Below are 22,355 nucleotides of genomic sequence, written 5' to 3' on the forward strand. Positions count from 1 at the left end.
ATAATGGCAGGAAATCCCAAAATCACCTTCATCGGAGCAGGCTCCACCGTCTTCATGAAGAACATCATCGGTGACGTCTTGCAGCGTCCGGCCTTGTCGGGGGCGACCATCGCGCTGATGGATCTCAATCCGCAGCGGCTTGAGGAAAGCGCCATCGTCGTCAACAAGTTGATCTCGACGCTTGGTGTCAAGGCAAAGGCCGAGATCTATTCCGACCAGCGCAAGGCGCTTGCTGGCGCCGATTTCGTCGTCGTCGCCTTCCAGATCGGCGGTTATGAGCCCTGCACGGTCACCGATTTCGAGGTGCCGAAGAAATACGGCCTGCGCCAGACGATCGCCGATACGCTCGGCGTCGGCGGCATCATGCGCGGGCTTCGCACCGTGCCGCATCTGTGGAAGGTCTGCGAGGACATGCTCGCCGTCTGCCCCGAGGCGATCATGCTGCAATATGTCAACCCGATGGCGATCAACACCTGGGCGATATCGGAAAAATACCCGACCATCCGCCAGGTCGGCCTCTGCCATTCGGTGCAGGGCACGGCGATGGAGCTCGCCCACGACCTCGACATTCCCTACGAGGAAATCCGTTATCGTGCGGCCGGTATCAACCACATGGCCTTCTATCTCAAATTCGAGCATCGCCAGGCCGACGGTTCCTACCGCAACCTCTATCCCGATCTCTTGCGCGGCTACCGCGAGGGCAGGGCGCCGAAGCCCGGCTGGAATCCGCGCTGCCCGAACAAGGTGCGCTACGAGATGCTGACGCGGCTCGGCTATTTCGTCACCGAAAGCTCGGAGCATTTCGCCGAATACACCCCCTATTTCATCAAGGAGGGCCGCGACGACCTGATCGAGAAATTCGGCATTCCGCTCGATGAATATCCGAAGCGCTGCATCGAGCAGATCGAGCGCTGGAAGGGCCAGGCCGAGGCCTATCGTTCGGCCGACAAGATCGAGGTGCAGCCGTCGAAGGAATATGCCTCCTCGATCATCAATTCGGTCTGGACCGGCGAGCCCTCGGTCATCTACGGCAATGTCCGCAACAATGGCTGCATCACCTCGCTGCCGGAAAATTGCGCCGCCGAAGTGCCTTGCCTGGTCGACGCCTCCGGCATCCAGCCGACCTTCATCGGCGCCCTGCCGCCGCAACTGACGGCGCTGATGCGCACCAATATCAACGTCCAGGAACTGACGGTGCAGGCGCTGATGACCGAAAACCGCGAGCATATCTACCACGCCGCGATGATGGACCCGCACACGGCCGCCGAACTCGACCTCGACCAGATCTGGTCGCTGGTCGACGACCTGCTCGCCGCCCATGGTGATTGGCTGCCCGAATGGGCCCGCACATCGAGTAAAGTCAAGGCTGCCTGACCTACTCTCCCTGGTCAGGCGTCAAAGAGCCCCGCGGTCGCAACAACCGCGGGGTTTTTTGTGACGCCGGCGAGCTCCGGATTTTCGCGGCGGATCTCGACGTCACGCTGTTGTCTGCTGCAAAAGATATGGACCAAATCATGCAGTCGTTCTGACGAAGCAAGTCAAAAGGACAGCCCGCGGAGTGTTTAACGCCGCCGAGATCTATAGCCATGGATTACGGCCTGCCTCCGTTGTAAGCTCGCCGCACATTTGTGACTGTCTGTCCGAAGGAGCGGTTGCCGCCGTGGATCGAAAGCTCGCAGCCATTCTATCTACCGATGTCGTCGGCTTCAGCCGACTGACCGCGCTCAATGAGGAGCCCACGCTTCGCGCGCTTTACGCCTGTCATGAACACATCGAGGAGTTGGTGCGCCAGAATGGCGGACGCATTTTCAGCAGTGCTGGCGACGGACTTTTGGCGGAGTTCCCGAGTGCCGTCCAAGCGGTGAGGTGTTCAGTCGACGTGCTACGCCGCATCCACCGCCACTTCGACGACTTGCTGGAGGAACCTAGCCTTGAATTCAGGGTCGGCATCAACCTGGGCGACGTCGTCGTGTCGGGGGACGATCTCTTGGGGGATGGGGTCAACATAGCCGCGCGTTTACAGGAGATGGCTCCGCCTTCAGGCATCTGCATTTCCGGATCGGTCAGGGAGCACCTTCACGGCAAGATGCCGTTTACCCTGATCAGCCTTGGAGAGCGCGCACTGAAAAACATTCCGCGGCCCGTCCATGTATATCGGGTGGAATGGGCACAAGACTTGTCTGACGATGACGAAACTGCACCGAGGACGCCGCCACTGATCCGACCGGGAAAGGATCAACCGTCGATCGTGGTGATGCCGTTCGACAATCTCAGTGGCTCCAGCGACGAGTATTTCGTGGATGGCGTCGTTGAAGAGATTACGTCGGCTCTCTCTCGCGTACGAGATTTCTTCGTGATTGCCCGCCAGTCTGCGTTCACCTTCAAAGGCCAGTTTGTCGACGTCCGGGATATCGGCAGGCAGCTCGGGGTCGCGTATGTTGTCGAAGGCACCGTCCGCCGTGGAGGTGATCGGCTGCGAATATCTGTCCAACTGGTTGATGCCGAGATGAGGAACCAGCTGTGGTCAGAGCGCTACGAGGGCGCAACCCATGAGATCTTCGAATTCCAGGACAGGATCGCGGCCCAGGTCGCCGGCGCAGTCCATCCAGCTATTCGGAGCGCGGAAATCGAGCTTTCGACCCGAAGGCCGCCGAGCAGCCTGCGTGCCTACGACTTCGTGATGCGGGCCTACCCATATCTCTGGGGCCACAACGAGGAATCGGTGACGCAGGCAATCCCGTTGCTTGAAAGAGCGATTGCCATCGATCCGGTCTACGGCCGTGCCCATGCGTTTCTAGCTTGGTGCCACGGTCAGAACCTCGGTTATATCTGGAGCAAGGACCCGGAGCGGGAATTGCAGATCACGCTGGCTGCGATTGAAGCGGCATCGCGTTCGATCGACGATGATCCGACTGCGCTGACGGCGGTTGGTGGAGCCATGAGTCATTGCGGTGATCAGGCTCGCGCGACCGTCTATCTAGAGCGAGCGCTGATACTCGATCCCAATAATGCTTGGGCGTGGGCGAGATTTGGATGGGTGGCGAGCTATAGAGGTGAGCCCGATCATGCAAAGGAGCGGTTCGAAAGGGCGATGACCCTCAGTCCTGCAGATCCGCTGGCTTTCAACATGCGAATGGGATTTGCGCTTGCATTGGCTCTGGCAGGCTCTCTTGCCGAGGCCGTCTCGATAGCCCGGGAGGTGGTGGGTCGGCACCCCGATGTGAAGTGGCCATACCGGATGATGACAGCTTGGGCGTCCATGGCGGGCGACGAGCAAACAGCTCGTTGGGCAGCAGGGCGGCTACTGGCAGCGGAACCCGACTTCACGATCCAACGATATCTCACGCGACCCGTGTTCCGATCGATGCCGCAATGGGCGGAACAGATGTCCGAAGGTTTGCGGAAGGCAGGATTGCCTGAACGTTAACCGAGCGACGGCCAGTTACTGCTTCTCCGTAGTTGGACCGCCGCTCGGAAGCATAGCGGGCGAATCAAGCTGAGGCGAGGGCCGCGTTGGGGTGGACCTTGAATCTACCATGTCGAGATCTCATCTTCGGGAAAAGCATTCCTAATCGCTTTCAGGCAAGGCACATTGCAAAAGCCGGTACTGATTCCGTCCAGCGTGCGACCGATGCAAATCGCTTCTCGAACCTACGAGGTAGACGTTGACGCAGTTCTTCGAAACAACCCAGGGCATCATGGTGGTCGGTGCAATGATCGGAGCTGGCTGTTTTGCGGCCGGCATCATCTTGCCGGGTGCGCTGCGGTGGCTGAATGCTGAGCGCGCGCGGAATCCAAAACGCGATGGGCGTAGCGCTGCGATGTTAACGGCTCTGGCACTGGACGATTTTGTCGGTGCGGCTTACGCAGCAGTACACGACACGCCAGAGTTCAACCCAGCCAATGAAGGCGAGTTCGTCTTCCACACGCCCGATCCGGTCCTTGTCCTTCCGCGGGCTGAGGATTTGAACCTGCTCGGCGAAGCCCTTTTCAATGAGACTTTATGGCTATCGAACCGCGTGACGAATCTGGGCAACGCCTTGGACAACCTTAATCTATCCAGTCCAGGATTCGACAGCTTTTTCGAAAGGCGCCAAGAGGGCTATGCGGTGCTCGCGGCGAAGGCGATGGACCTCATCGAGCGACTGCTCGCCGACTTCGACCTCAGCCTTCCGGAAAAGCCTGACTACTACCGGCAGCGCGAAGGCCTCGCATCGGTTGTACAAGCTGCAGGCGAACGCGAGACGCGGGCGAAAAAAGTGGCTGCGCGGGTTCAAATTCCCGGATCGAACGTTACCCACCTCTTTTCGAAGACTGGTGGAGAAGGTGAGTGAGGTCTCCGTGCAAACTTCGGCCTTGCGCGATGCCTCGCGCGGGGTCTCTTTCGATTTTTCGCGTCCGGCTACACTGATAACACCGGCGGCCTGAAATCGGCAGCAAGGGGCCGCAGTCCTAATCCTTTCGAGAGCAGGCTCACCTGATTCTGAAGGCGGCAATGTCCCGTGCGGCTTGGGTTCACCCTAGCAAAGGCGATCCGTTCAAAGTCGAAATCATGTGCTCGATGAAGGCGCGAACGCGGTGCGGCAATGGCCCGCCTCCAACATAGATTGCATGGACCAGTTCCAGGTCTCCCGGGTTATGCTCCTCGAGCAATGGAACGAGCCGCCCCGTAGCGATCTCGTCGGCCACATGGAAGAAACCGACGCGGGCGATGCCAGCACCTGCCAGTGCCATTTGTTTCATCGTCTCGCCGTTGTTCACGACGATGCGGCCCGTGACCGGTTGGGCGATTTCCCGGCCGTCGACGAGAAATGGCCAGGAGGGTCTTGCACGCCGAAAGTTGAAAGTCAGGCAGTCGTGATGTTCGAGATCGGCCGGGACCACGGGAGGCTCTCGCCGCGCCAGATAGCTCGGCGCGGCGCAAACGACGCGGCGGCTTTGCCCCAGCTTTCGCGCGATCAAGCCGCTATCCGGCAGATTGCCCATCCGGATGGCGACATCCGTTTTCTCGGCAACCAGATCGACAATGCCGTCGGTGAAACTGAGATCGACGATCAGATCGGGATTGCGGGCGATGAATTCCGGCATGGCCGGCGCCACAAACATCGTGCCGAAGGGAACTGCCGCGTTGATCCTGAGCCGCCCGCGCACGGCGCGTCCCGCCGCCTGCTGATCGGCGTCGTTCAGGTCCTGCAGGATCTTCAGCGCAGCGTGATGATAGGCCTCGCCTTCTTCCGTGAGCGTCAGAGCGCGGGTTGTTCGCACCAGGAGCCGCGCGCCGAGCCTGGCTTCCAGGCGTGCAATCAGTTTGCTCACCGCTGACGGAGTGATGTCGAGATTGCGGGCGGCAGCGGAGAAGCCCCCGTCCTGCACGACGCGTGCAAACACTTCCATCTCGCCGGAGCGTTCCATCAGGATCCGCGGCATTGATGATCCTCATTCACAGGTGCATGTCCTTTGCAGGCAATGGTGCCGCCTGCCGGTAAACCATAAATTGCCTCCAGCAACAATCTGGAGACACAATATGGATCTGCAACTCACCGGCAAAACCACCCTCGTTACCGGTGCCACGGCTGGCATCGGCCTTGAAATCGCCCGCACACTTGCCGGCGAAGGCGCTCGCGTCGTCATTACCGGGCGAGACCGCAAGAAGCTCGACAGCGCGATTGCCGACATCAACGCATCCACTGGAGGCGAAATCATCGGAGTGCTGGCAGACGCTGCAAGCGCCGAGGGTGCCGCGATCATCGCCAAGGCCGAGCCTTCGGTCGATATCCTCGTCAACAATCTCGGCATCTATGAAAGCAAGGCCTTCGGAGACATCACCGATGCCGACTGGAGCCATCTGTTCGATGTCAACGTGATGAGCGGCGTGCGCCTGTCACGGACCTATCTTCCCGGCATGCTGGAGCGCAACTGGGGCCGCATCATCTTCATTTCGAGCGAGTCGGGCCTTGCCATCCCGCAGGACATGATCCACTACGCAACCACCAAGACGGCACAGCTTTCGATCGCGCGCGGATTGGCGCAACTGACCCGCAGCACCAACGTCACGGTCAATTCCGTCCTGCCGGGACCGACGCGTTCGGAAGGCATCGAGGCTTTCCTGCGCAGTCAGGCAAGCGATCCGTCCGCACCAATCAAGCAGATCGAAACGGAGTTCTTCGCCACCGCCCGCTCGGCTTCGATCCTGCAGCGCATGGTGGAAGCCGAAGAGGTTGCAAATCTCGTCGCCTATCTCGCCAGCCCCCGATCATCTGCCACGAATGGTGCTGCTCTGCGCGCCGAAGGCGGTCTCGTCAACACCATCGCCTGAGCACGGCTCTCCTGGCTGCCCGAATGCGCCCGCACATCCAGTAAAGTCAAGGCTGCCTGAGCCCGTAACCGCGCTTATCAACTTTGCTCGGTTCGCTGTGCCTAAGTTGCCGGGTCCGGGCGCATCGGATCTCTGAAGCGCCCGGCCCGCCGAGGCCTACGACAGCTTCCGGATGGTGCCGTAGATGATGTTGCGGTTGGCACCGAACCAGACTTTGCTTTCAACCGTGTTTTCTGGCGCACTGCTTCTGGCAATGCGCCACATGTCGGCCTCGGAGCGCTGCAGGAGCTCCCAGTTCATATAGGATTCCATGTATCCGTCATCGGCCATCTCATCGGAGAAGTTGGCAAACAGAAAGACGCCGCCCGGTTTCAGCATCTCCATGCAGATCTGGGTCAGTCGGATTGCGACTTTATCGGTGAGGTAATCGTACAGTCCTGCTGCGTAGATGAGATCGAATGTGCCAATCTGATGCTTTCGCGCCAGCAGGCCGCGCACGGATCCATCGATAGGCTCGACAGCAGTCCCATGGAATTGGCTCGAGATCGAGCCGATGCTTTGGGGATCCTGATCAAGGGCAACCCAGCGTTTGAGCCGGCCCTCTGCCAGTGCCGTTGATGCCTCCGCTTCACGAAGGTGACCGGCGGCGATCGCCAGGACCTCGGTATCTCCACCCGTTCGCGCGGCGGTCTCGTCAACGGTGCGGGTCAGGATGTCGCGACGTTCCCTGACGGCGACCGGGCCGGGCGCGTTGATGGTGTATTCGAAAATATCGAGACCGAGATGGGTGGATCTGGCCACTTCTTCGGCTACCGCCGGATGTCCATAAATAAAGTCTATCAGACTGGCATCACCGGAATAACCGCGCGGTTTTTCAAAGGACCAGCGCGTGAACGGGCATTGCTGCAGGATCTTTGCCGAGGGATGGGCCTGAATCAGCGGGATGAGCTTCTGCCACACCGCCGCGCCGCATTTTTGGCGGACGTCGTGGAGCTGTCCAATCAGCCACCTGACGGCCTCGGGCAGGTCTTTGCCGGCGGCGAACCGCTGCATGGCAAGGCTGATGACAATTGCAAACTCGGCTTCTGCAGTGCGCAGCAGGCCTGTTTGGTGATCCTGGCTGGGTGAGAGGAAGTTATTGCTGACGGACTGCGGGGTGATCAAGCTTTGGCCATCAAGAGAAAAGAGCGGCTGTGCCACGGAACCTCACTGGTAAATAACAACTTAAGAGATAAGATAAAATCCTCAGCATTCTCTTAACGTCAAGTCAAGGTCTGCGGCGGTGGTCGCCACTCGACCACTTAATTTTAGAAAATATTAGTGAAGCCGAGAGATACACTGCCAGCTTCGGCGCTGTTCGAGTGTTATCGGTTGATGTGGGGTCGGCGTAGGGCTATCCAATTCAGCTGGCGGTCTGCGTAGGGCAACTGCTGCAAGATTGTTGGGTGGCAGGGGCATGATGCACGTGTTAGCCGAGACGGCAGTCGCCACCATGCGGCCGACGCTGTCGCCAGAACGGTTGCGTCGTCTGTATAAGCATCGGAGCGAGAGCGGCCGAAAGTGCGCGACCCGCAGCGGCCTCTGGATCGCGGTGGCTGCTTATCTCGCCTATGCTTTCACGGACTATCTTTTTATTGGCGATGTCGTTCGCTACACGGTCGCTGGCCGGGTGGCGGTGAGCGCCGGTGCGCTCTGCATGCTGGAACTCCTGCTCTACCGCAAGGCAAAAGCCGATACCGTCGACATGGCCGCGGCGGCGTCTGTGCTGGCAGCTTATCTTGTCTGGCTTCTCACCGCCCAGATGACCACGGTCAGGGAGGCGTTCTCCTACTATATGGTTTTTGGCGCGATCTTCATGATGAGCGTCAACCTGTTCTTCAGTTTCCGGTTTCCGCTTGCCCTGGCGGCCTCCGTCACCAACATGCTCATCTTCATCGGCGCCCTCTGTCTGTTCGCGCCGATGTTGCTTGTCCACAAGCTGATCCTCGGTGCCTTCTGTATTTCCTGCTTTATTTTCACCTCTTACGTGAACCTTCAGCTGAACAGGGAGCGCTATAAGGTCTTCCTGAATGCGCTCGAAGCCAGTCTGCAGCAGGCGGCCGCCGAGGAAAGGGGCAGGGCGCTTCTGCACCTCTCGAATACGGATTCGTTGACGGGCCTGGAAAATCGCCGGGCAATCGATCAACGCCTGCGTGACTATTGGCAACGCTGGCAGGACAAAAGAGCGCCCTTTGCCGTGCTGCTGATCGATGTCGATTACTTCAAGCACTATAACGACTGTTATGGCCACCAGGAAGGTGACCGGTGCCTGGTGGCGGTATCGCAGCTTCTCCAGAGCGTGGCCTCGTCCTACGGCTCGATCATTGGACGGTACGGCGGTGAGGAATTCATCGTCATCACACCCATGCAAAATTCGGAAAGGGCGGCCGCACTCGCAGAAGCAATGTGTGCCGCCGTCCGCGCGCTGGCTTGGCCACACGAGCACCGGCGGGACGGCACCACCGTCATCACCGTCAGTGTCGGCGTCTCCTATACGCGGGACCACACCAAGCAGGTCGACAAGGTCATTCATGAAGCCGACCGCGCGCTTTATGCCGCCAAGGCAACCGGTCGAAACACCGTCGTGGTCTTCGATCCCAACGACCCGCAGAGCAGCGATGACAGCGAGGATATCGCCGCGACCCTGAAGATCGCGCTTGAACACGGCCTCGTCTCCCTCGTCTATCAGCCGATCCGCAACGTCCAGACCGGCGATATGGACGGTGTAGAAGCTTTGATGCGTCTGAGGATGCTGGACGGAACCGCCGTACCGCCGGATAAATTTATCCCGGTTGCCGAAAGGACGGGTTCGATCGTTAAACTCGGCCGGTGGGCAATTCGTACTGTTTGCCGGGACCTGTTGGCAGGCGACCTGGTGCAGGTTGCCAGCGTCAACGTTTCGCCGATCGAACTGAAGACGCCGGGTTTCGCCAGCTATGTCGCTGCAACACTGGCGGAATTCGACGTGGCGGGCGCCAGGCTTGCTTTCGAAATTACCGAAGGCGTCGAACTGGAAATCGACCAGGACCTGGTTCGCTGCATCAGCGACCTGAGGGCGCTCGGCGCTCAAGTCTGGCTCGACGACTTCGGCACAGGCTTCGCGGGGCTCTCGTGGCTTCGCCTGATAGACTTCGACACCGTCAAGATCGATCGGTCCTTCCTCCATGACAGCAACACGGAGAGAGGCAAGAGGATGCTGCTCGACATTATCAGCCTGCTGCGCAATCGCGGCGTCAGGATCCTCGTTGAAGGCGTCGAGACGATCGAACATCAGCTGCTGATGCAGCAATACGGCATCAACCAGATCCAGGGATATTACATCGGCCGGCCGGCGCCGGCGGCTCGTCTGGAAACGGGTAACGTGCTGCCGTTCAGCAGGAACCTCGATTCCAAACGTCTGTCGCGAAATGGGCCATAGGCTCCGTTCCGGTCGAGGCGACGGATTTCCCAGCATCTTCGAGCCCAGGCATCGTTGAGATCTTGCACCGCCAGGCCATAGCTATCTGCAAGCGATGTTTGGTTTGCAGGTCACGGCGCTGTGTGTGAAAGCGCCGATGCGCCTCATTTTCCTGCAACCGATGACGCCGAATAGTTTTCTGCCGCTGCGCAGACCATCCAATTTCCTCCCTGCTTGCCAAAAAACCACAATTGCCTCACTTAGTTCACACATCCACCCTCGGCATGAAGAATTGGATCAACGCTGCATGCGCATAGCTTACGTTTTTCTCGGTGCATTTCTTGCAATCGTACAGTCCGCCTCTGCTGAAGTCGCATCGCCGCCGGTTTTGGCGCCGCTGGAGCGACAGGCAGAAGCCGCGCAGTTGAGCGCACAATTTCTCTCGCGCTACAGCTATAAGCCCGTTCCGCTCGACGATGCCTTGTCAGCGCGGGTGATGGATGGCTTCATCAAGTCGCTTGATCCGGACCGCATGCTTTTCCTGCAGGCCGATATCGACAAGTTTATGGCTGAGCGCAGCGAGATCGACGATGCGATCGAGCGGAAGGACCTGAAGATCCCGTTTGCGATCTTCAACGCCTATGAACAGCGCGTTGTCGACCGCATGACCTACGCGCGCAGCCTGTTGAAGCAGAACTTCGATTTCAATGGCCAGGAAAATTATTCGGTGCTGCGCGAGAAAGCGCCGTGGCCGCAGTCGCAAGCCGAAAGCGATGAGCTTTGGCGCAAGCGCGTCAAAAGCGACTGGCTGCGGCTGAAGCTCGGCGGCAAGGCCGATGCGGCTATTCGCGACACGCTCGACAAACGCTATGAAAACACGCTCGAGCGCGCTTACAAATTCAAGAGCGACGACGTTTTCCAGTCGTTCATGGATGCCTATTCGAACGCGATCGATCCGCACACGGATTATTTCGGCGCCGCCGCCTCAGCCGATTTCGACGTGTCGATGAAGCTGTCGTTGTTCGGCATCGGGGCGGTGCTGCAGGAGCGCGACGACTATACGACGATCCGCGAGCTGGTGCCCGGCGGGCCGGCGCAGCTTTCCGGCAAGCTCGCGGTCGGAGACCGCATCACCGGCGTCGGCCAGGGAAAGAACGGGCCGATCAAGGAAGTGGTGGGCACCCGCCTTGATGAAGTCGTGCAGATGATCCGCGGGAAAAAAGGCTCCGTCGTGCGCCTCGACATCCTGCCGGCCGATGCCGGCGCCGATGCCACGCATCGCGTCATCAGCCTGGTGCGCGATAAAATCAGTCTCGACAAGCAGGCCGCCAGGAAGACCGTTCTGTCGGTCAAATCAGGTGACACCGAGCGCAAGATCGGGATCATTACCCTGCCGGTCTTCTATGAGGATTTTGAAGCCAAGGGCAAAGGCGACAAGGATTACAAAAGCGCCAGCCGCGATGTCGCCAAGCTTCTCGGCGAGCTGAAGCAGGAAAACGTCGACAGCGTTCTCATGGACCTGCGCAACAATGGCGGCGGTTCCTTGGACGAGGCGATCGATTTGACCGGCCTCTTCATCGGCAAGGGCCCGGTCGTTCAGCAGCGTCGCAGCGACGGCAAGATCGAGGTCAAAAGCTCGGATCTTGCAGAGCCTGTCTGGGCAGGCCCGATGGGTGTGCTGATCAATCGCGGCTCGGCCTCGGCTTCGGAGATCTTTGCCGCCGCCATCCAGGATTACGGCCGCGGCGTCATTCTGGGCGAACCCAGCTTCGGCAAGGGCACGGTTCAGACGGTCGTCGACCTCGACCAGATGGTTCACAACAGCAAACCCGAATATGGCGAGCTGAAGGTGACGATCGCCCAGTTCTTCCGGGTCAATGGCGGCACGACGCAGCTGCGCGGCGTCACCCCCGATATCAGCCTGCCGGGATTGTCCGATCCGGAGAGCTTCGGCGAGACCAGCTATGACAACGCCCTGCCATGGGCGGAGATCAAGCCGGCCAAATACGCGCCCGAAGGCAATGTCGCGGCATTGCTGCCGGCATTGCAAAGCCGCCATGATGCGCGAGTGAAGGGCGATCCGGATTTCCAGCGCCTGGTGAAAGACATTGCCGACCTGAAGGCGCAGCGCGAGAAAGGCATCGTCTCCCTGAATGAAGCCGAACGCCGCAAGGAAGCGGCGGCGCGCGAGAAGCGGTTCAAGGATCGGGCGCAGGCGAGCGATGGCGACAACCCCGGTGGAGATGATGGCCTGGAGTCGGGCGAGCGCAGCCTCAGCGCCGACATCGCCCTCGAAAATGCCCGCAAGAATGCCAAGGACGTCCTGCTCGACGAGGCCGCCGCCATTCTGGCAGACGAGGTGGGTCTGCATGACGGCGACCTGAATGCCGCCACGAAACCGGCAAAGACCGACGCGAAATAGCGGCCGCAACTCGCCGCTGCGTGGCAAGGGGCGCCCAGAGCGGCGCCCCTGCTTGCGCCGTCCCCATGTGTACCTGTATAAGGCACATATCGAGGACGCCATGAACACCCGCTTTGCCGTCGCCACCCACATCCTGACCTTTCTCCAGTCCCAGGAGGGGTCTCCCGCATCCTCCGAGCTGATTGCATCGAGCGTCAATACCAATCCGACGCTCATCCGGCGGCTGCTGTCGCAGCTGGCCAAGGCCGGGTTGACGACCGCCCAGATGGGCAGCGGCGGCGGCGCCTTGCTGGCCCGGCCGGGCGCCTCGATCACGCTGCTCGATGTGCACAGGGCGATCGACGAAGGCCACGTGGTTTTCCCGCTGCACCAGCAACCCAACCCGCAGTGCCCGGTCGGCCGCAACATCAACAAGGTGCTGCACGGCCGCATCGCCGCGGTCGAACAGGCGATGGAGCGCGAGTTGGCGCGCACCACCATCGCCGATCTCGCCACCGATATTTCAGCCATCCATTCAGCCGCTTGAGTGAAAAGCCGACCTTTTTGGCGCGGCACCGCTTTACATCTATATGTGACAGAGTTAGATACATATCGTCTGTTACAGAAATGGTTACATATCATGAAGACCACGTTCCCACGCCGCACCGTGCTTGCGATGACGGCACTCCTTTCTCTCGCAGGCGGCCTGACGGTTGCCTCGGCTCATGCAACGGAGACCAAAATGACCCCCCAGGAAAAACAGGTCGTCGACCTTCTCAAATCGATCGAAACCGGCACGGCCGAGCCGGTCGGCGTCATCAATCCGGAAAAATACATCCAGCACAATCTCGGCGCCGCCGACGGCCTGAAAGGTTTCGGCGAGTTGCTTGCCGCCCTGCCGAAGGGATCGGCCAAGGTGAATACACTGCGCGTCTTCCAGGACGGCGATTTCGTTTTTGCCCACACCGATTATGATTTCTTCGGACCGAAGATCGGCTTCGATATCTTCCGCTTCGAAAACGGCAAGATCGTCGAACACTGGGACAATCTCCAGCAGACCGCAGGCCCGAACCTGAGCGGCAACACCATGGTCGATGGCCCCACCGAAGCCAAAGACCTCGCCGGCACCGACACCAACAAGAAGCTGGTGTCCACTTTCGTCGACGACATTCTCGTCAACGGCCGCATGGAAAAGCTTGCCGGTTATTTCGACGGTGACAACTATATCCAGCACAACCCCGAGATCGCCAATGGCCTGTCGGGTCTGGGTGCGGCGCTGAAGGCGATGGCGCAAGCCGGCGTCACCATGAAATACGACACCGTCCACAAGGTGCTCGGCAAGGGCAATTTTGTCCTGACCGTCAGCGAAGGCACATTCGCCGGCAAGCCGACCTCGTTTTACGACCTGTTCCGGGTCGAGAACGGCAAGATCGCCGAACATTGGGACACGATCGAAGCCATCCCGGCCAAGGCCGACTGGAAGAACCAGAACGGCAAGTTCTGACACCTACGTGTGACGTGCCTTAGGCCTTTGTTTTTACGCATGTCCTTGTCGTAATAACGCTGCACACTTTTGCGCGACATGCGTTAGCGGGGGCTTCGGCCCCCGCTCGCCGATCTGCAGACGGCCTCGGTTTACCGCAGGCCTTCCTCTTCCTCCCGCAACCGCCCTCGGAAGGCGTGCGGCGTCGCACCGATCGCCGCCTGAAACATCGCAATGAAGGCGGAGGTCGTGCTGTAACCCAGCCTGTGGCCGACCGTTTGCACGGAAAGCCCATCCGCAAGCATGGCGAGCGCCCGGAAGAGACGAAGCCGCTGTCGCCATTTCACGAAACTCATGCCGAGATCGCGCTTGCAGCGCCGGGCCAGAGTGCGCTCGGTGCTGTGAACATGCCTTGCCCATTCCTCCAGCGAGCGGCCGTCGCCAGGGTTCTTGCAGAGCGCGTCCAGCACCGGCTTCAATGCGCGATCATCCGATAGCGGCAGGAAGCTCTCCAGCGGCGATCCGACACTCAGCTGATCGATCAGCACGCGCATCAACCGGGCGTCATCGGCCGTTTGCGGCGCGCCGATCCCGCGCTTCTTCAAATCGAGCAGGATCGCCTTGGCGATCGGCCCCACCGAGAGGATGCTGGCCTGACGCGGCAGCCGGTCGCAGAGCCGCTGCTCGATGTCGAGCAGCAGATAGGAGGTCTCGTCGCCGGCCCAGGCCAGATGCTCGGTCTCCGGCGGCAGCCACACGCCGAAATCAGGCGGTGCCGCATAGCGGTTGCTTTTCACCGTCAGCTCGATGACGCCGGCGACCGAATAGACGAATTGACCCCAGCTGTGCCGATCCATCGGGAACGAGGTGACCTCGGGAAGCTGCACGATCTTCATGGCGATCGACTCCGGCGGCAACGCGTGATTGCCCCCAGTGCCGTTCCCGCCGGTCATTTTGTCAGAAGCCACGTATCCACTGTCCGGATTTCGCTATCCCCCACTGTGTATAGGGTTCTCAGCTGAGATGGGTAGAGGATTATCGGATGACTGCTCTGGAAATACTTGAAGAATGGCCGCGCCTCGATCTGCGCGGCTTCGTTTCGCCGGTCCAGCGTCTCGAACGCTTCAGTGACGCTGTCGGTGTCGAGGTCTGGTGCAAGCGCGACGACATCGGCTCCGTCGGACTCGCCGGCAACAAGGTCCGCAAGCTGGAGGTCGAGCTGGCCCATGCGGTGGCCAGCGGCGCAACCCATCTGGTCGCGGAAGGCTCCCGCCTTTCCAATGCCACCCGCGCCGTCGCCGCCGCCGCTGCTGCTCTCGGCCTGAAATGCACGCTGCTCCTCTGCCATGACGAGCCGCGTGAGCCTGTCGGTAACCTGATGCTCGACGGCCTTTTCGGCGCCGACCTGCGCTTTGTCGGCAATGTCAATTGGCTTGAACTCGCCGAGCATGCAGAGTTTGTTGTCCGCGAGCTCGAACGATCCGGCGAACGCGTCTATCGGCTTCCGATCGGCTGTGCGTCCGAACGCAGCTGCCTGGGCTTTGCCCTGGCCTATGGCGAGCTCCGCAACCAGATGCGCGCCCACGGCCGGAGCGTCGGCACAATCGTCCACGCCAGCTCTTCCGGTGGAACCCATGCCGGCCTCGTCCTCGGCAACGCCCTCCACAGTTTCGAAAGCGAAATCCGCGGCATCGTCGTGGCCGAAGACGTCTATCCCGACGTGGCCGGCAAATACCTTTCCCTGGCCCGCGGTGGCGCGCGTCTGCTCGATGCCGAGGTCGAACTGACACGCGATCACATCAATATCACCGAAGCCTATCTCGGCGAGGGATATGGGCTGCCTGCCGCCGGCATCTACGAGGCGATCGATCTGCTGGCGACCAAAGAGGGCCTGCTGGTCGATCCCATCTACAGCGGCAAGGCGGTCGCCGCGATCATCGATCTTGCCGCCAGGAACGAGCTGAAAGGGCCGGTGGTCTTCTGGCATACCGGCGGCTATCACGCCCTGTTCGACCCTCGTTATGCCAAGCGCATCTGGTCGGCGACAGAGCGGCTTTCCGGCGTCGCATTGTAGCGTCGGGTCATATTGAATGGCTGCGCTCGGCTCAGTCGCGCCGCGGCAAGATCGGCTATCGCTCCTTCGAGATCGATCTTATTACGCACGCCGTAGACGCTAAGTTCGCCTCGAAGACGCGGCGTATCTCGATCTTCAATGCAATGTCGCCGCGGGCGCGGACCGACAACCGGTCCACGTCCAGGCGTTTGGCAATGTTCTCGTAGTAGGTTGACGGGGCAATCGGCAACAGTCTGTAAATCGGCTCAACCCCGAATACCAAGGAGATCATCGCTTCAATGGGCGGTCGAGCTCCGCCATCGCGAAATAAGCGGACGCTTTGCACAGTATCTCGTTGGCCTGCCGAAGCTCGCGGTTCTCCCGCTCCAGAGCCTTCATCTTCTCAGCCACTTCGTTTGGAAGTCCAGGCCGGGAACCGTCGTCCACTTCCGCCTTCTTCACCCATTCATTGAGCGTCTGCGCCGTGCAGCCGATCATGGCGGCGATCGAGGAAACCGCTGCCCATCGCCAGGAATACTCGCCTTAGTGATCCAAAACCATCCGCACTGCTCGGGCACGGACTTCCGCTGAAAATTTGTTTGTTGTCTTGCTCATGTCGGCTCCACCTTCTCAGAAGTTGAAGCCTCCGGCAAACCCGGTGCGGTTCATCTGGCCATTTTTAACCAGTGATCGCTATTCTAGGTTTAGGTGGGGAAGCGGGTTACGGGGCACACCTTGGTTGAATACGAATACGTCAAACTTGATCGGCGCCTTGCAGAGATCAGCTCTCTACATGCGAGTGAGCTTAGTAGCGCCATGACGATGGCAAACCTAGAATCGAAGGTAGAAGGGCGATCTTGGGTCGAGCTCTCCCATTTGGATTGTGGTATCGTGCTCGGCTCCGCAGGGGCAGGAAAAACGCGGGAGATTTTGGAGCTTGCAAAGCAGCTTCGCGCGTCGGGGACCCCTGCTTTCGTACTTAGAATTGAGGCACTTCTTCGATTACCTGCGGAGCAGTCTTTTTCCCATTCTGACGAAGCCGCCGCCTCGACCTATGCGAAGTGGAAGCGTGAGGGCGGCCCCGCTGTCGCTTTGCTCGATGTGACCTTGCCCCCAAGTTTTATCCAGTCTTGAGTTCGCTCCAGCGGTTTTTGGTTGCTGTTGTTGGTTCGGTAGCGGCGGGTTGCGGTGCGGAGCCATTTCGGCTGCGCAGCACCGCATCACGTCGCGGGTTGAGTGTCTGAGCGAATTCGGCCGGTGTCAGCCAGCCAAGGCCTGAATGCGGGCGTTGATCGTTGTAATCGCTACGCCAGTTTGAAAGCGCAGACCGGGCGTGAGCAAGCGACGAGAACAGAGTTTCATTCAAGAACTCGTCTCGCAGCCGCCCGTTGAAGCTTTCGATAAAAGCGTTCTGGATCGGTTTTCCAGGCGCGATGTAATGCCAGTCAACCTTGGTCCGGTCCGCCCATTGCAGGATCGCGTTGCTGGTGAACTCGCTGCCGTTGTCGCTGACGATCATCCTCGGCTTGCCGCGCTCCTCGATAATCCGGTCAAGCTCCCGTGCGACGCGAAGACCGGAAAGCGATGTATCGGCGACGAGCGCCAGGCACTCCCTCGTGCAATCATCGACGACGGTCAGAATCCGCAACCTGCGCCCATCGGTGAACTGATCCGACACGAAGTCTAGCGACCAGCGATCATTGGCCACCATCGGCACCAGCATCGGCGCTCGCGTGCCTATCGCTCGCTTGCGACCGCCGCGCTTGCGCACTGTCAGTTTCTCCTCCCGATAGAGCCGGAAGAGCCTCTTGTGGTTCACGAGGTGACCCTCCCGCCGGAGCAGCACATGAATGCGTCGATATCCGAAGCGGCGACGTTCATGCGCCAACGCCTTCATTCGCTCGCGAAGCTCATGATCATCGTCGCGCCTGGTCTCATAACGGACCGTCATTCGGCAAAAACCAATGGCTTTACACGCCCGCCGTTCGCTCATCCCATGATGGCTCATCAGATGCGCGACAGCTTTCCGCTTGGCCGCGGGCGTCACCACTTCTTTCCCAAAAGGTCTTTCAAGGCAGCATTGTCGAGCATCGCATCCGCCAGGAGCCGCTTCAGCTTCGTGTTCTCGTCCTCAAGCGTCTTCAGCCGCTTGGCCTCGGACACCTCCATGCCGCCGAACTTGGCCTTCCATTTATAGATGCTGGCATCGCTGACGCCATGCTTGCGGCAAAGCTCCGAGACCGGCGTGCCTGCCTCGTGCTCCTTCAATATGCCGATGATCTGTTCGTCTGTGAAACGATTGCGCTTCATCCTCTGGTCCTCTCAAATGGGCCAGAGCTTACTTCAAAATGGATTATTTCAACGGGGCAAGGTCAGATGCACTGGACGAGGCCCGCTTGCCGGACGCGCGCAATACCAGCGCCCTTGCAGACGCATTGACTAAGCTTTCGGCTTCGGTAGGCAAAGCCGGCAAGGATCTGAAGGTGATCATCACATCAAGAGCCAGCGAATGGCAGGGAGACAGCGACCTCCAAGCCATCAAAGCTGTAATCAGGGGCCTTAGACCGCCCGCCGCTAAAGACCGTCCGATTGAGGTCAAGACTTTCCGCCTGCTGCCTCTTCGAGCCGACGATGTTAAGGCTATTGCCGCCAGCAGGAACATCGACGTTGCCGAGTTTGTCGGTGCGATCGACAAAGCGAAGGCTGCCAATCTGGTCTCCCAACCGCTCGACGCGCAGCTCTTGATCGACCTTTGGCAAGAAGCCATCGACAATGGTCATGAACCAACAAGCATCTTCCGTTCAAGGCAGCGGGTCTATGATGACATCGTGGGATTTCGTCTTCGTACTGAGAGCGGCCAGGAGCGTCGATCAAACCTTGATCCCCTTCTCGGGCGACGCGCCTGTGAAAAGCTTGCTGCCGTTTCACTTCTGACCGATATCCAAGACTTCACCGTAGATTCGGCGACGTCGCACGCGATCAACGCACTATCCGCGCTGTCCACGGACACGGAACGCTGGTCCGTTGTTGAAGTGCGCCAACTCCTTTCCTATGGCATCTTTCAACCTTCTGTTTCCGGCCTTGTGCGCTTTGCCCATAATGAGTTGCGAGACTATCTTGCGGCATGTCACTTCCGAGACGCGATCAATCGAGATGCGGGTTCACTCAATGTCGTGAGGCCGCTTTTGGCCCAAGGACTTGGCCACATCGAAATTCCTCAATCCACGGAGCACGTCCTTGGATGGCTCGCCGCGCTTGATCGGATCGCTCGAAAAAGGGTAACGGAGCTTCGCCCAGCCCTTTTGATCGAAACCGGTGATCCGACCGCATTGACTGCAGAGGAGAAGTCCCAGGCTATCCGGTCACATGTCGCCGCGTATAAAGATCGAAATTACCGGGGAGAGTGGTTTTCAAACCAAGATGTTCGTGATTTTGTCACGCCGGACCTAGCCCCAGCTATACGAGAGCAGCTTGCGATCGCGGCTTCCCCCGAGGTTCGTGAGTTGCTGATCGAAATGATCCGGTTTGGCCGGATGTCAACGTTGGTTCCCGAGCTCGGAGCCATCGCTTGTGATCAGGCCGAAAAGTTGCGGGTGAGAGCAGAAGCATGCTTTGCCTTGGCCGACCTGAACGACACGGCTTTCGCGCAGGCAGTGATGGATGCAGCTCTTGGGGCTGATGCACCCGAGCACGAGGATACCCAAAGCGCCCCTTCGTGGAACTTGTTCGTCGCGAGTGCCTTATCTTATACAGTCCCGGCGGGCGTACCCATCCTCAACGGGATCGCGCTAACTGACCGTTTGCGCCGTGAAGCTAGAAATTACTCCTCTGCGACGTCTCACTACCTGGAAGAGTTTGTCGCGCGGCTAACCGTTCCGGAGATTGGCAACTGGCTGCAGATTTTTCTCCGGTTCGCGAAAGGCTACCGGGACTCCAACCGCGACATGATGCCGGCACGCATCCCCCGGTTTAGAGCTCTTGGACAAGCAATATGTCATTGCATCAATACCCTCCTCGTTGAGAACATCACAGGCATAGACCGAGCCCTACTTCTGGAAGCGCTGGAATTTGCCTTTTCGATCGCCAGAAACCCGGACTACTCCCTGCGGGAAACTGGGTTTCCTGCACTGGCGCGCACATTGAGAGCCCTGCCGGATCTAAAACATGATCTGATTGCGATGCGGATAGCGCTTTTCTCGCAAAACGAGAACAACGAATACTGGATTGCATATCAGGCAATAGATCCGCTCAAATTGGATAGGAGCGGCGATAGCCAAGAGATCTTCACGGCCGAGGACGTTCGAAGGCTTGTCGATCTAATGACGGATCGTCCAACTGGTAGGGAAAGAGAGTTGGCTTTTACCTGTGCGCGCCAACTCGCGGATCAAATTCGTACGCAATCCGAGCGCGACGAGGCACGACTAATCCTGAGACGATATGCTCGCCGGTATGGGGGACGCGATCTCAAACGAGCGTATGGTAGACTAGCTCCGCTTTGGCGTTTCACGAGCCGATTTCGGCACAGTCACCCATATACGATACGCCACTGGGTACGTTCACAGATCGAGACAATCTCCAGCGGCTTTTGGAGGGTCTACAACACGTTCGTTTTCCTGCGACGGTGGCGACGGCTCTCGAGTGGCCTGGAGAAGGGTATGCTTATATGGGCCGTTCGTAAAAGCCCAAACGACCTCGGAACAAGCGTTATAAAAGGCACGAGTGCTCGCCACGGAAAGTGGATCGCGAGAATATTTGCTGCGGGCTTCAAGCGCTACTGGAGGGACAATGACATTTCCTATGCCGATCGCGATACCTACCAGGCATTGGTCGGGCTAACAGGCCTCGCGCTCGAAACCCCAGAAGCGCTGGCGCAACTTTCTGATCAACTTGTCGAACGGGCTTTCCGGTACGGCTTCGCTAACTTGAACAGTTTTCCAGACTGGGTATTTCCACTTGCCCTTCTAAAGGGCCAGCTTTTCGCGGATGTCGCGACCAGCATTCTTGAAGAGGACATGGGGAGTGGCGGAGACAAGGAGTCCGCATCAGATGGCTTCAGCAGGATCGCTTATTCCAGCAGCGATATCCGCGCTCTGATTGCTCCGCCGCTGTTCCAACTCTTCCTTACCTCCGGGCCTCCGAGGAATAGGCGCGATCTTGAGATTGCTGTGAACCTCGTCGCGCGGTCTTCTGCGATCAGCCCAACGGTCCTGACCCCCTTCTTGCAGCAAAACTTCACCTCGGCCGTGTCGAGCTTCAGGATGTCGGACGCATGGATATGGCTCGACGCTCTCTTCAGTGTGGAGCCCGCCTCTGCTTGGGCTGCGTGGACGACGGCATTTGGTCACCAATGGAGCCCGTCAAGCAAAGCGCTTTTCGTGAGGTACATGGGGCGAGAATCGCCTTCTTATTCCAGAGCGGAAGAACAGGATGCAGAGCGTAACAATCTGGCAACAGATGCCGGCATACTGAGGGTCCTGGTGAAAGCAGCTTATCTCGTCTGGCCACCCGCGAACGACCCCGTTCATGAGGATGTTTATTCTCCAGAGATCGCAGATAAAGCAACATCAAGGCGGTCTTACTACCTCAATGCCCTGACTTCGCTCGGATCTGAGGAGGCCTTGGCGTGCCTGGACACCCTCGCAGCCGATCCGGATTTAGGCATGCACCGGGATTCATTCCTGTATCAACGGGACAAGATGGTCAGAACATCGGTTCGGCGCGACCTTCTTCCAGCCAGCGAGGCGATTACTTTCCTGAACTCATTCTCCAAGGCGCCTACTTCGATCGAGGAGTTCCGAGCGCTGGTAAAGCGTCATCTGGTGGCGCTGCTAGAGAAACTGCATCACTTCGACGATGATGAAGGCTTCGTCTTCAGAAGCGGACGAGGTAAAGAAGATGATATACGGAACTGGCTATCGGGTAGGATGCGCGAAATTGGAGCGCAGTATTACGAGGTCATTCGTGAGCAAGAAGTCGCGGTCGAAAACCGGCCAGATCTCAGAGTACACTCACGAAATCCGCAGCTTGGGCTAATTTCTGTAGAAATCAAGATGGCCGACGAGCCTCATTGGACTGGCGACATTTTGATCGACAAGATTCAGACTCAACTTGCAGACCAGTACATGTTCGAAAATGGTTCCCACACTGGCTTTTATCTTCTAGCCAATGGAGCCAATCCACGGGTCAAGGTCATCCATCCAAAGACAGGGGCAGTTCTGCGGAAAGCCTTTGCAAAAAGGGTAGCAGGGAAGACAGTCAATTTTTTGGGCCTGATCGAACAGGCCAATTCGAAGGCCCTTGCAGTAACCGCTGCGCTTTCTGGCAACAAGGTCGTCGAAGTTATCTCAGTCGATCTATCGGAGAGATAACGAGGCTGGGCCGCAGCCGATCTACTCCGAAAAGATCGGTGCCTCGTGGATGGGCGCCTGCGCGGCTTGGACGAGGCGCATGAGCGCAGCGTTTGCCGGATCGCGCAGGAACAAGCGGTAGTCTGGCGCGATCGCGGGAGGAACTCAATCTGGCCGTTCAGCGATAGAATGATATCCGAGCACGCTTCTAGCGTCTCGCACGCAAGCCGTGCGACCCAAGGCAACAACGTCACGATGTTTTCATTGTAGTAATGCTCTTCGCTCCACTGGAAATCCCTGAAATACGGAGCCTTTGGGT

15 protein-coding genes, 1 pseudogene and 1 other annotated feature are annotated in these 22,355 nt (G+C 59.0%); of the genes and pseudogenes, 11 read left to right on the forward strand and 5 right to left on the reverse strand.

Annotated elements, in window-relative coordinates; all coding sequences use genetic code 11:
* Window positions 1-3 precede the first annotated feature (3 nt).
* From melA to FFM81_RS31060, 3 genes are all read left to right on the forward strand, one after another.
* Window positions 4-1,374: an alpha-glucosidase/alpha-galactosidase gene (melA, locus tag FFM81_RS31050; protein ID WP_138385788.1), complete on the forward strand. Its 1,371-nt coding sequence runs from the start codon at window positions 4-6 to the stop codon at window positions 1,372-1,374.
* Between the two features lie 286 nt (window positions 1,375-1,660).
* Window positions 1,661-3,427, forward strand: a complete 1,767-nt coding sequence (locus FFM81_RS31055; RefSeq protein ID WP_138385787.1) for an adenylate/guanylate cyclase domain-containing protein — start codon at window positions 1,661-1,663, stop codon at window positions 3,425-3,427.
* A 238-nt stretch (window positions 3,428-3,665) separates the two neighbouring features.
* A complete protein-coding gene (locus tag FFM81_RS31060; protein ID WP_138385786.1) occupies window positions 3,666-4,334 on the forward strand; it encodes a hypothetical protein in 669 nt (222 codons plus the stop codon).
* Window positions 4,335-4,515: 181 nt separating this feature from the next.
* Here FFM81_RS31060 and FFM81_RS31065 read toward each other — a convergent pair whose 3' ends face one another.
* Window positions 4,516-5,427: a LysR family transcriptional regulator gene (locus FFM81_RS31065; RefSeq protein ID WP_138385785.1), complete on the reverse strand. Its 912-nt coding sequence runs from the start codon at window positions 5,425-5,427 to the stop codon at window positions 4,516-4,518.
* Window positions 5,428-5,524: 97 nt separating this feature from the next.
* On the opposite strand from FFM81_RS31065, the gene FFM81_RS31070 reads away from it, so the two are divergent.
* A complete protein-coding gene (locus FFM81_RS31070; protein ID WP_138385784.1) occupies window positions 5,525-6,316 on the forward strand; it encodes an SDR family NAD(P)-dependent oxidoreductase in 792 nt (263 codons plus the stop codon).
* A 156-nt stretch (window positions 6,317-6,472) separates the two neighbouring features.
* On the opposite strand, the gene FFM81_RS31075 is transcribed toward FFM81_RS31070, so the two are convergent.
* Complete coding sequence (locus tag FFM81_RS31075) at window positions 6,473-7,516, reverse strand: class I SAM-dependent methyltransferase (RefSeq protein ID WP_138385783.1); 1,044 nt, start codon at window positions 7,514-7,516, stop codon at window positions 6,473-6,475.
* Between the two features lie 256 nt (window positions 7,517-7,772).
* Between FFM81_RS31075 and FFM81_RS31080 the strand changes: the two genes are divergently transcribed.
* From FFM81_RS31080 to FFM81_RS31095, 4 genes are all read left to right on the forward strand, one after another.
* Window positions 7,773-9,773: a putative bifunctional diguanylate cyclase/phosphodiesterase gene (locus FFM81_RS31080; protein ID WP_025418979.1), complete on the forward strand. Its 2,001-nt coding sequence runs from the start codon at window positions 7,773-7,775 to the stop codon at window positions 9,771-9,773.
* A 286-nt stretch (window positions 9,774-10,059) separates the two neighbouring features.
* The gene (locus FFM81_RS31085) at window positions 10,060-12,174 is read left to right on the forward strand and encodes a carboxy terminal-processing peptidase (RefSeq protein WP_138385782.1); all 2,115 of its coding nucleotides are present in this window, start codon (window positions 10,060-10,062) and stop codon (window positions 12,172-12,174) included.
* A gap of 100 nt (window positions 12,175-12,274) precedes the next feature.
* Window positions 12,275-12,700 (forward strand): Rrf2 family transcriptional regulator, encoded by a 426-nt coding sequence (locus FFM81_RS31090; RefSeq protein WP_138385781.1) that lies wholly within the window; start codon window positions 12,275-12,277, stop codon window positions 12,698-12,700.
* Between the two features lie 195 nt (window positions 12,701-12,895).
* Entirely contained in the window at window positions 12,896-13,657 is a 762-nt protein-coding gene (locus FFM81_RS31095; RefSeq protein WP_138385876.1) for a nuclear transport factor 2 family protein, read from the forward strand.
* Window positions 13,658-13,788: 131 nt separating this feature from the next.
* Here the strand turns inward: FFM81_RS31095 and FFM81_RS31100 are convergent, their stop codons facing one another.
* Complete coding sequence (locus FFM81_RS31100; RefSeq protein ID WP_246401418.1) at window positions 13,789-14,604, reverse strand: AraC family transcriptional regulator; 816 nt, start codon at window positions 14,602-14,604, stop codon at window positions 13,789-13,791.
* Window positions 14,605-14,678: 74 nt separating this feature from the next.
* On the opposite strand from FFM81_RS31100, the gene FFM81_RS31105 reads away from it, so the two are divergent.
* On the forward strand, window positions 14,679-15,710 hold the full coding sequence (locus FFM81_RS31105) for a 1-aminocyclopropane-1-carboxylate deaminase/D-cysteine desulfhydrase (protein ID WP_138385780.1): 1,032 nt from the start codon (window positions 14,679-14,681) through the stop codon (window positions 15,708-15,710).
* A 26-nt stretch (window positions 15,711-15,736) separates the two neighbouring features.
* Here FFM81_RS31105 and FFM81_RS31110 read toward each other — a convergent pair.
* Window positions 15,737-16,304: pseudogene (locus FFM81_RS31110) on the reverse strand (transposase); the annotation flags it as partial.
* Window positions 15,925-16,023 (reverse strand) — a sequence feature (AL1L pseudoknot). (Overlaps the previous pseudogene by 99 nt.)
* A 120-nt stretch (window positions 16,305-16,424) precedes the next feature.
* Here FFM81_RS31110 and FFM81_RS31115 point away from each other — a divergent pair.
* Entirely contained in the window at window positions 16,425-16,823 is a 399-nt protein-coding gene (locus FFM81_RS31115) for a hypothetical protein (protein ID WP_173883894.1), read from the forward strand.
* Here FFM81_RS31115 and FFM81_RS31120 read toward each other — a convergent pair.
* A protein-coding gene (locus FFM81_RS31120) for an IS3-like element ISRle4 family transposase (RefSeq protein WP_168317924.1) occupies window positions 16,810-17,999 on the reverse strand; the annotation gives its coding sequence in 2 pieces (ribosomal slippage) (window positions 16,810-17,750 and window positions 17,750-17,999; 1,191 coding nt in all). The two genes, FFM81_RS31115 and FFM81_RS31120, sit on opposite strands and share 14 nt — an antisense overlap.
* Before the next feature lie 38 nt (window positions 18,000-18,037).
* Here FFM81_RS31120 and FFM81_RS33030 point away from each other — a divergent pair.
* On the forward strand, window positions 18,038-22,057 hold the full coding sequence (locus FFM81_RS33030; RefSeq protein WP_246401420.1) for an NACHT domain-containing protein: 4,020 nt from the start codon (window positions 18,038-18,040) through the stop codon (window positions 22,055-22,057).
* Window positions 22,058-22,355: the final 298 nt, after the last annotated feature.

It is taken from the genome of Rhizobium hidalgonense (genome assembly GCF_005862185.2).
In the GTDB taxonomy this organism is placed as follows: domain Bacteria; phylum Pseudomonadota; class Alphaproteobacteria; order Rhizobiales; family Rhizobiaceae; genus Rhizobium; species Rhizobium hidalgonense.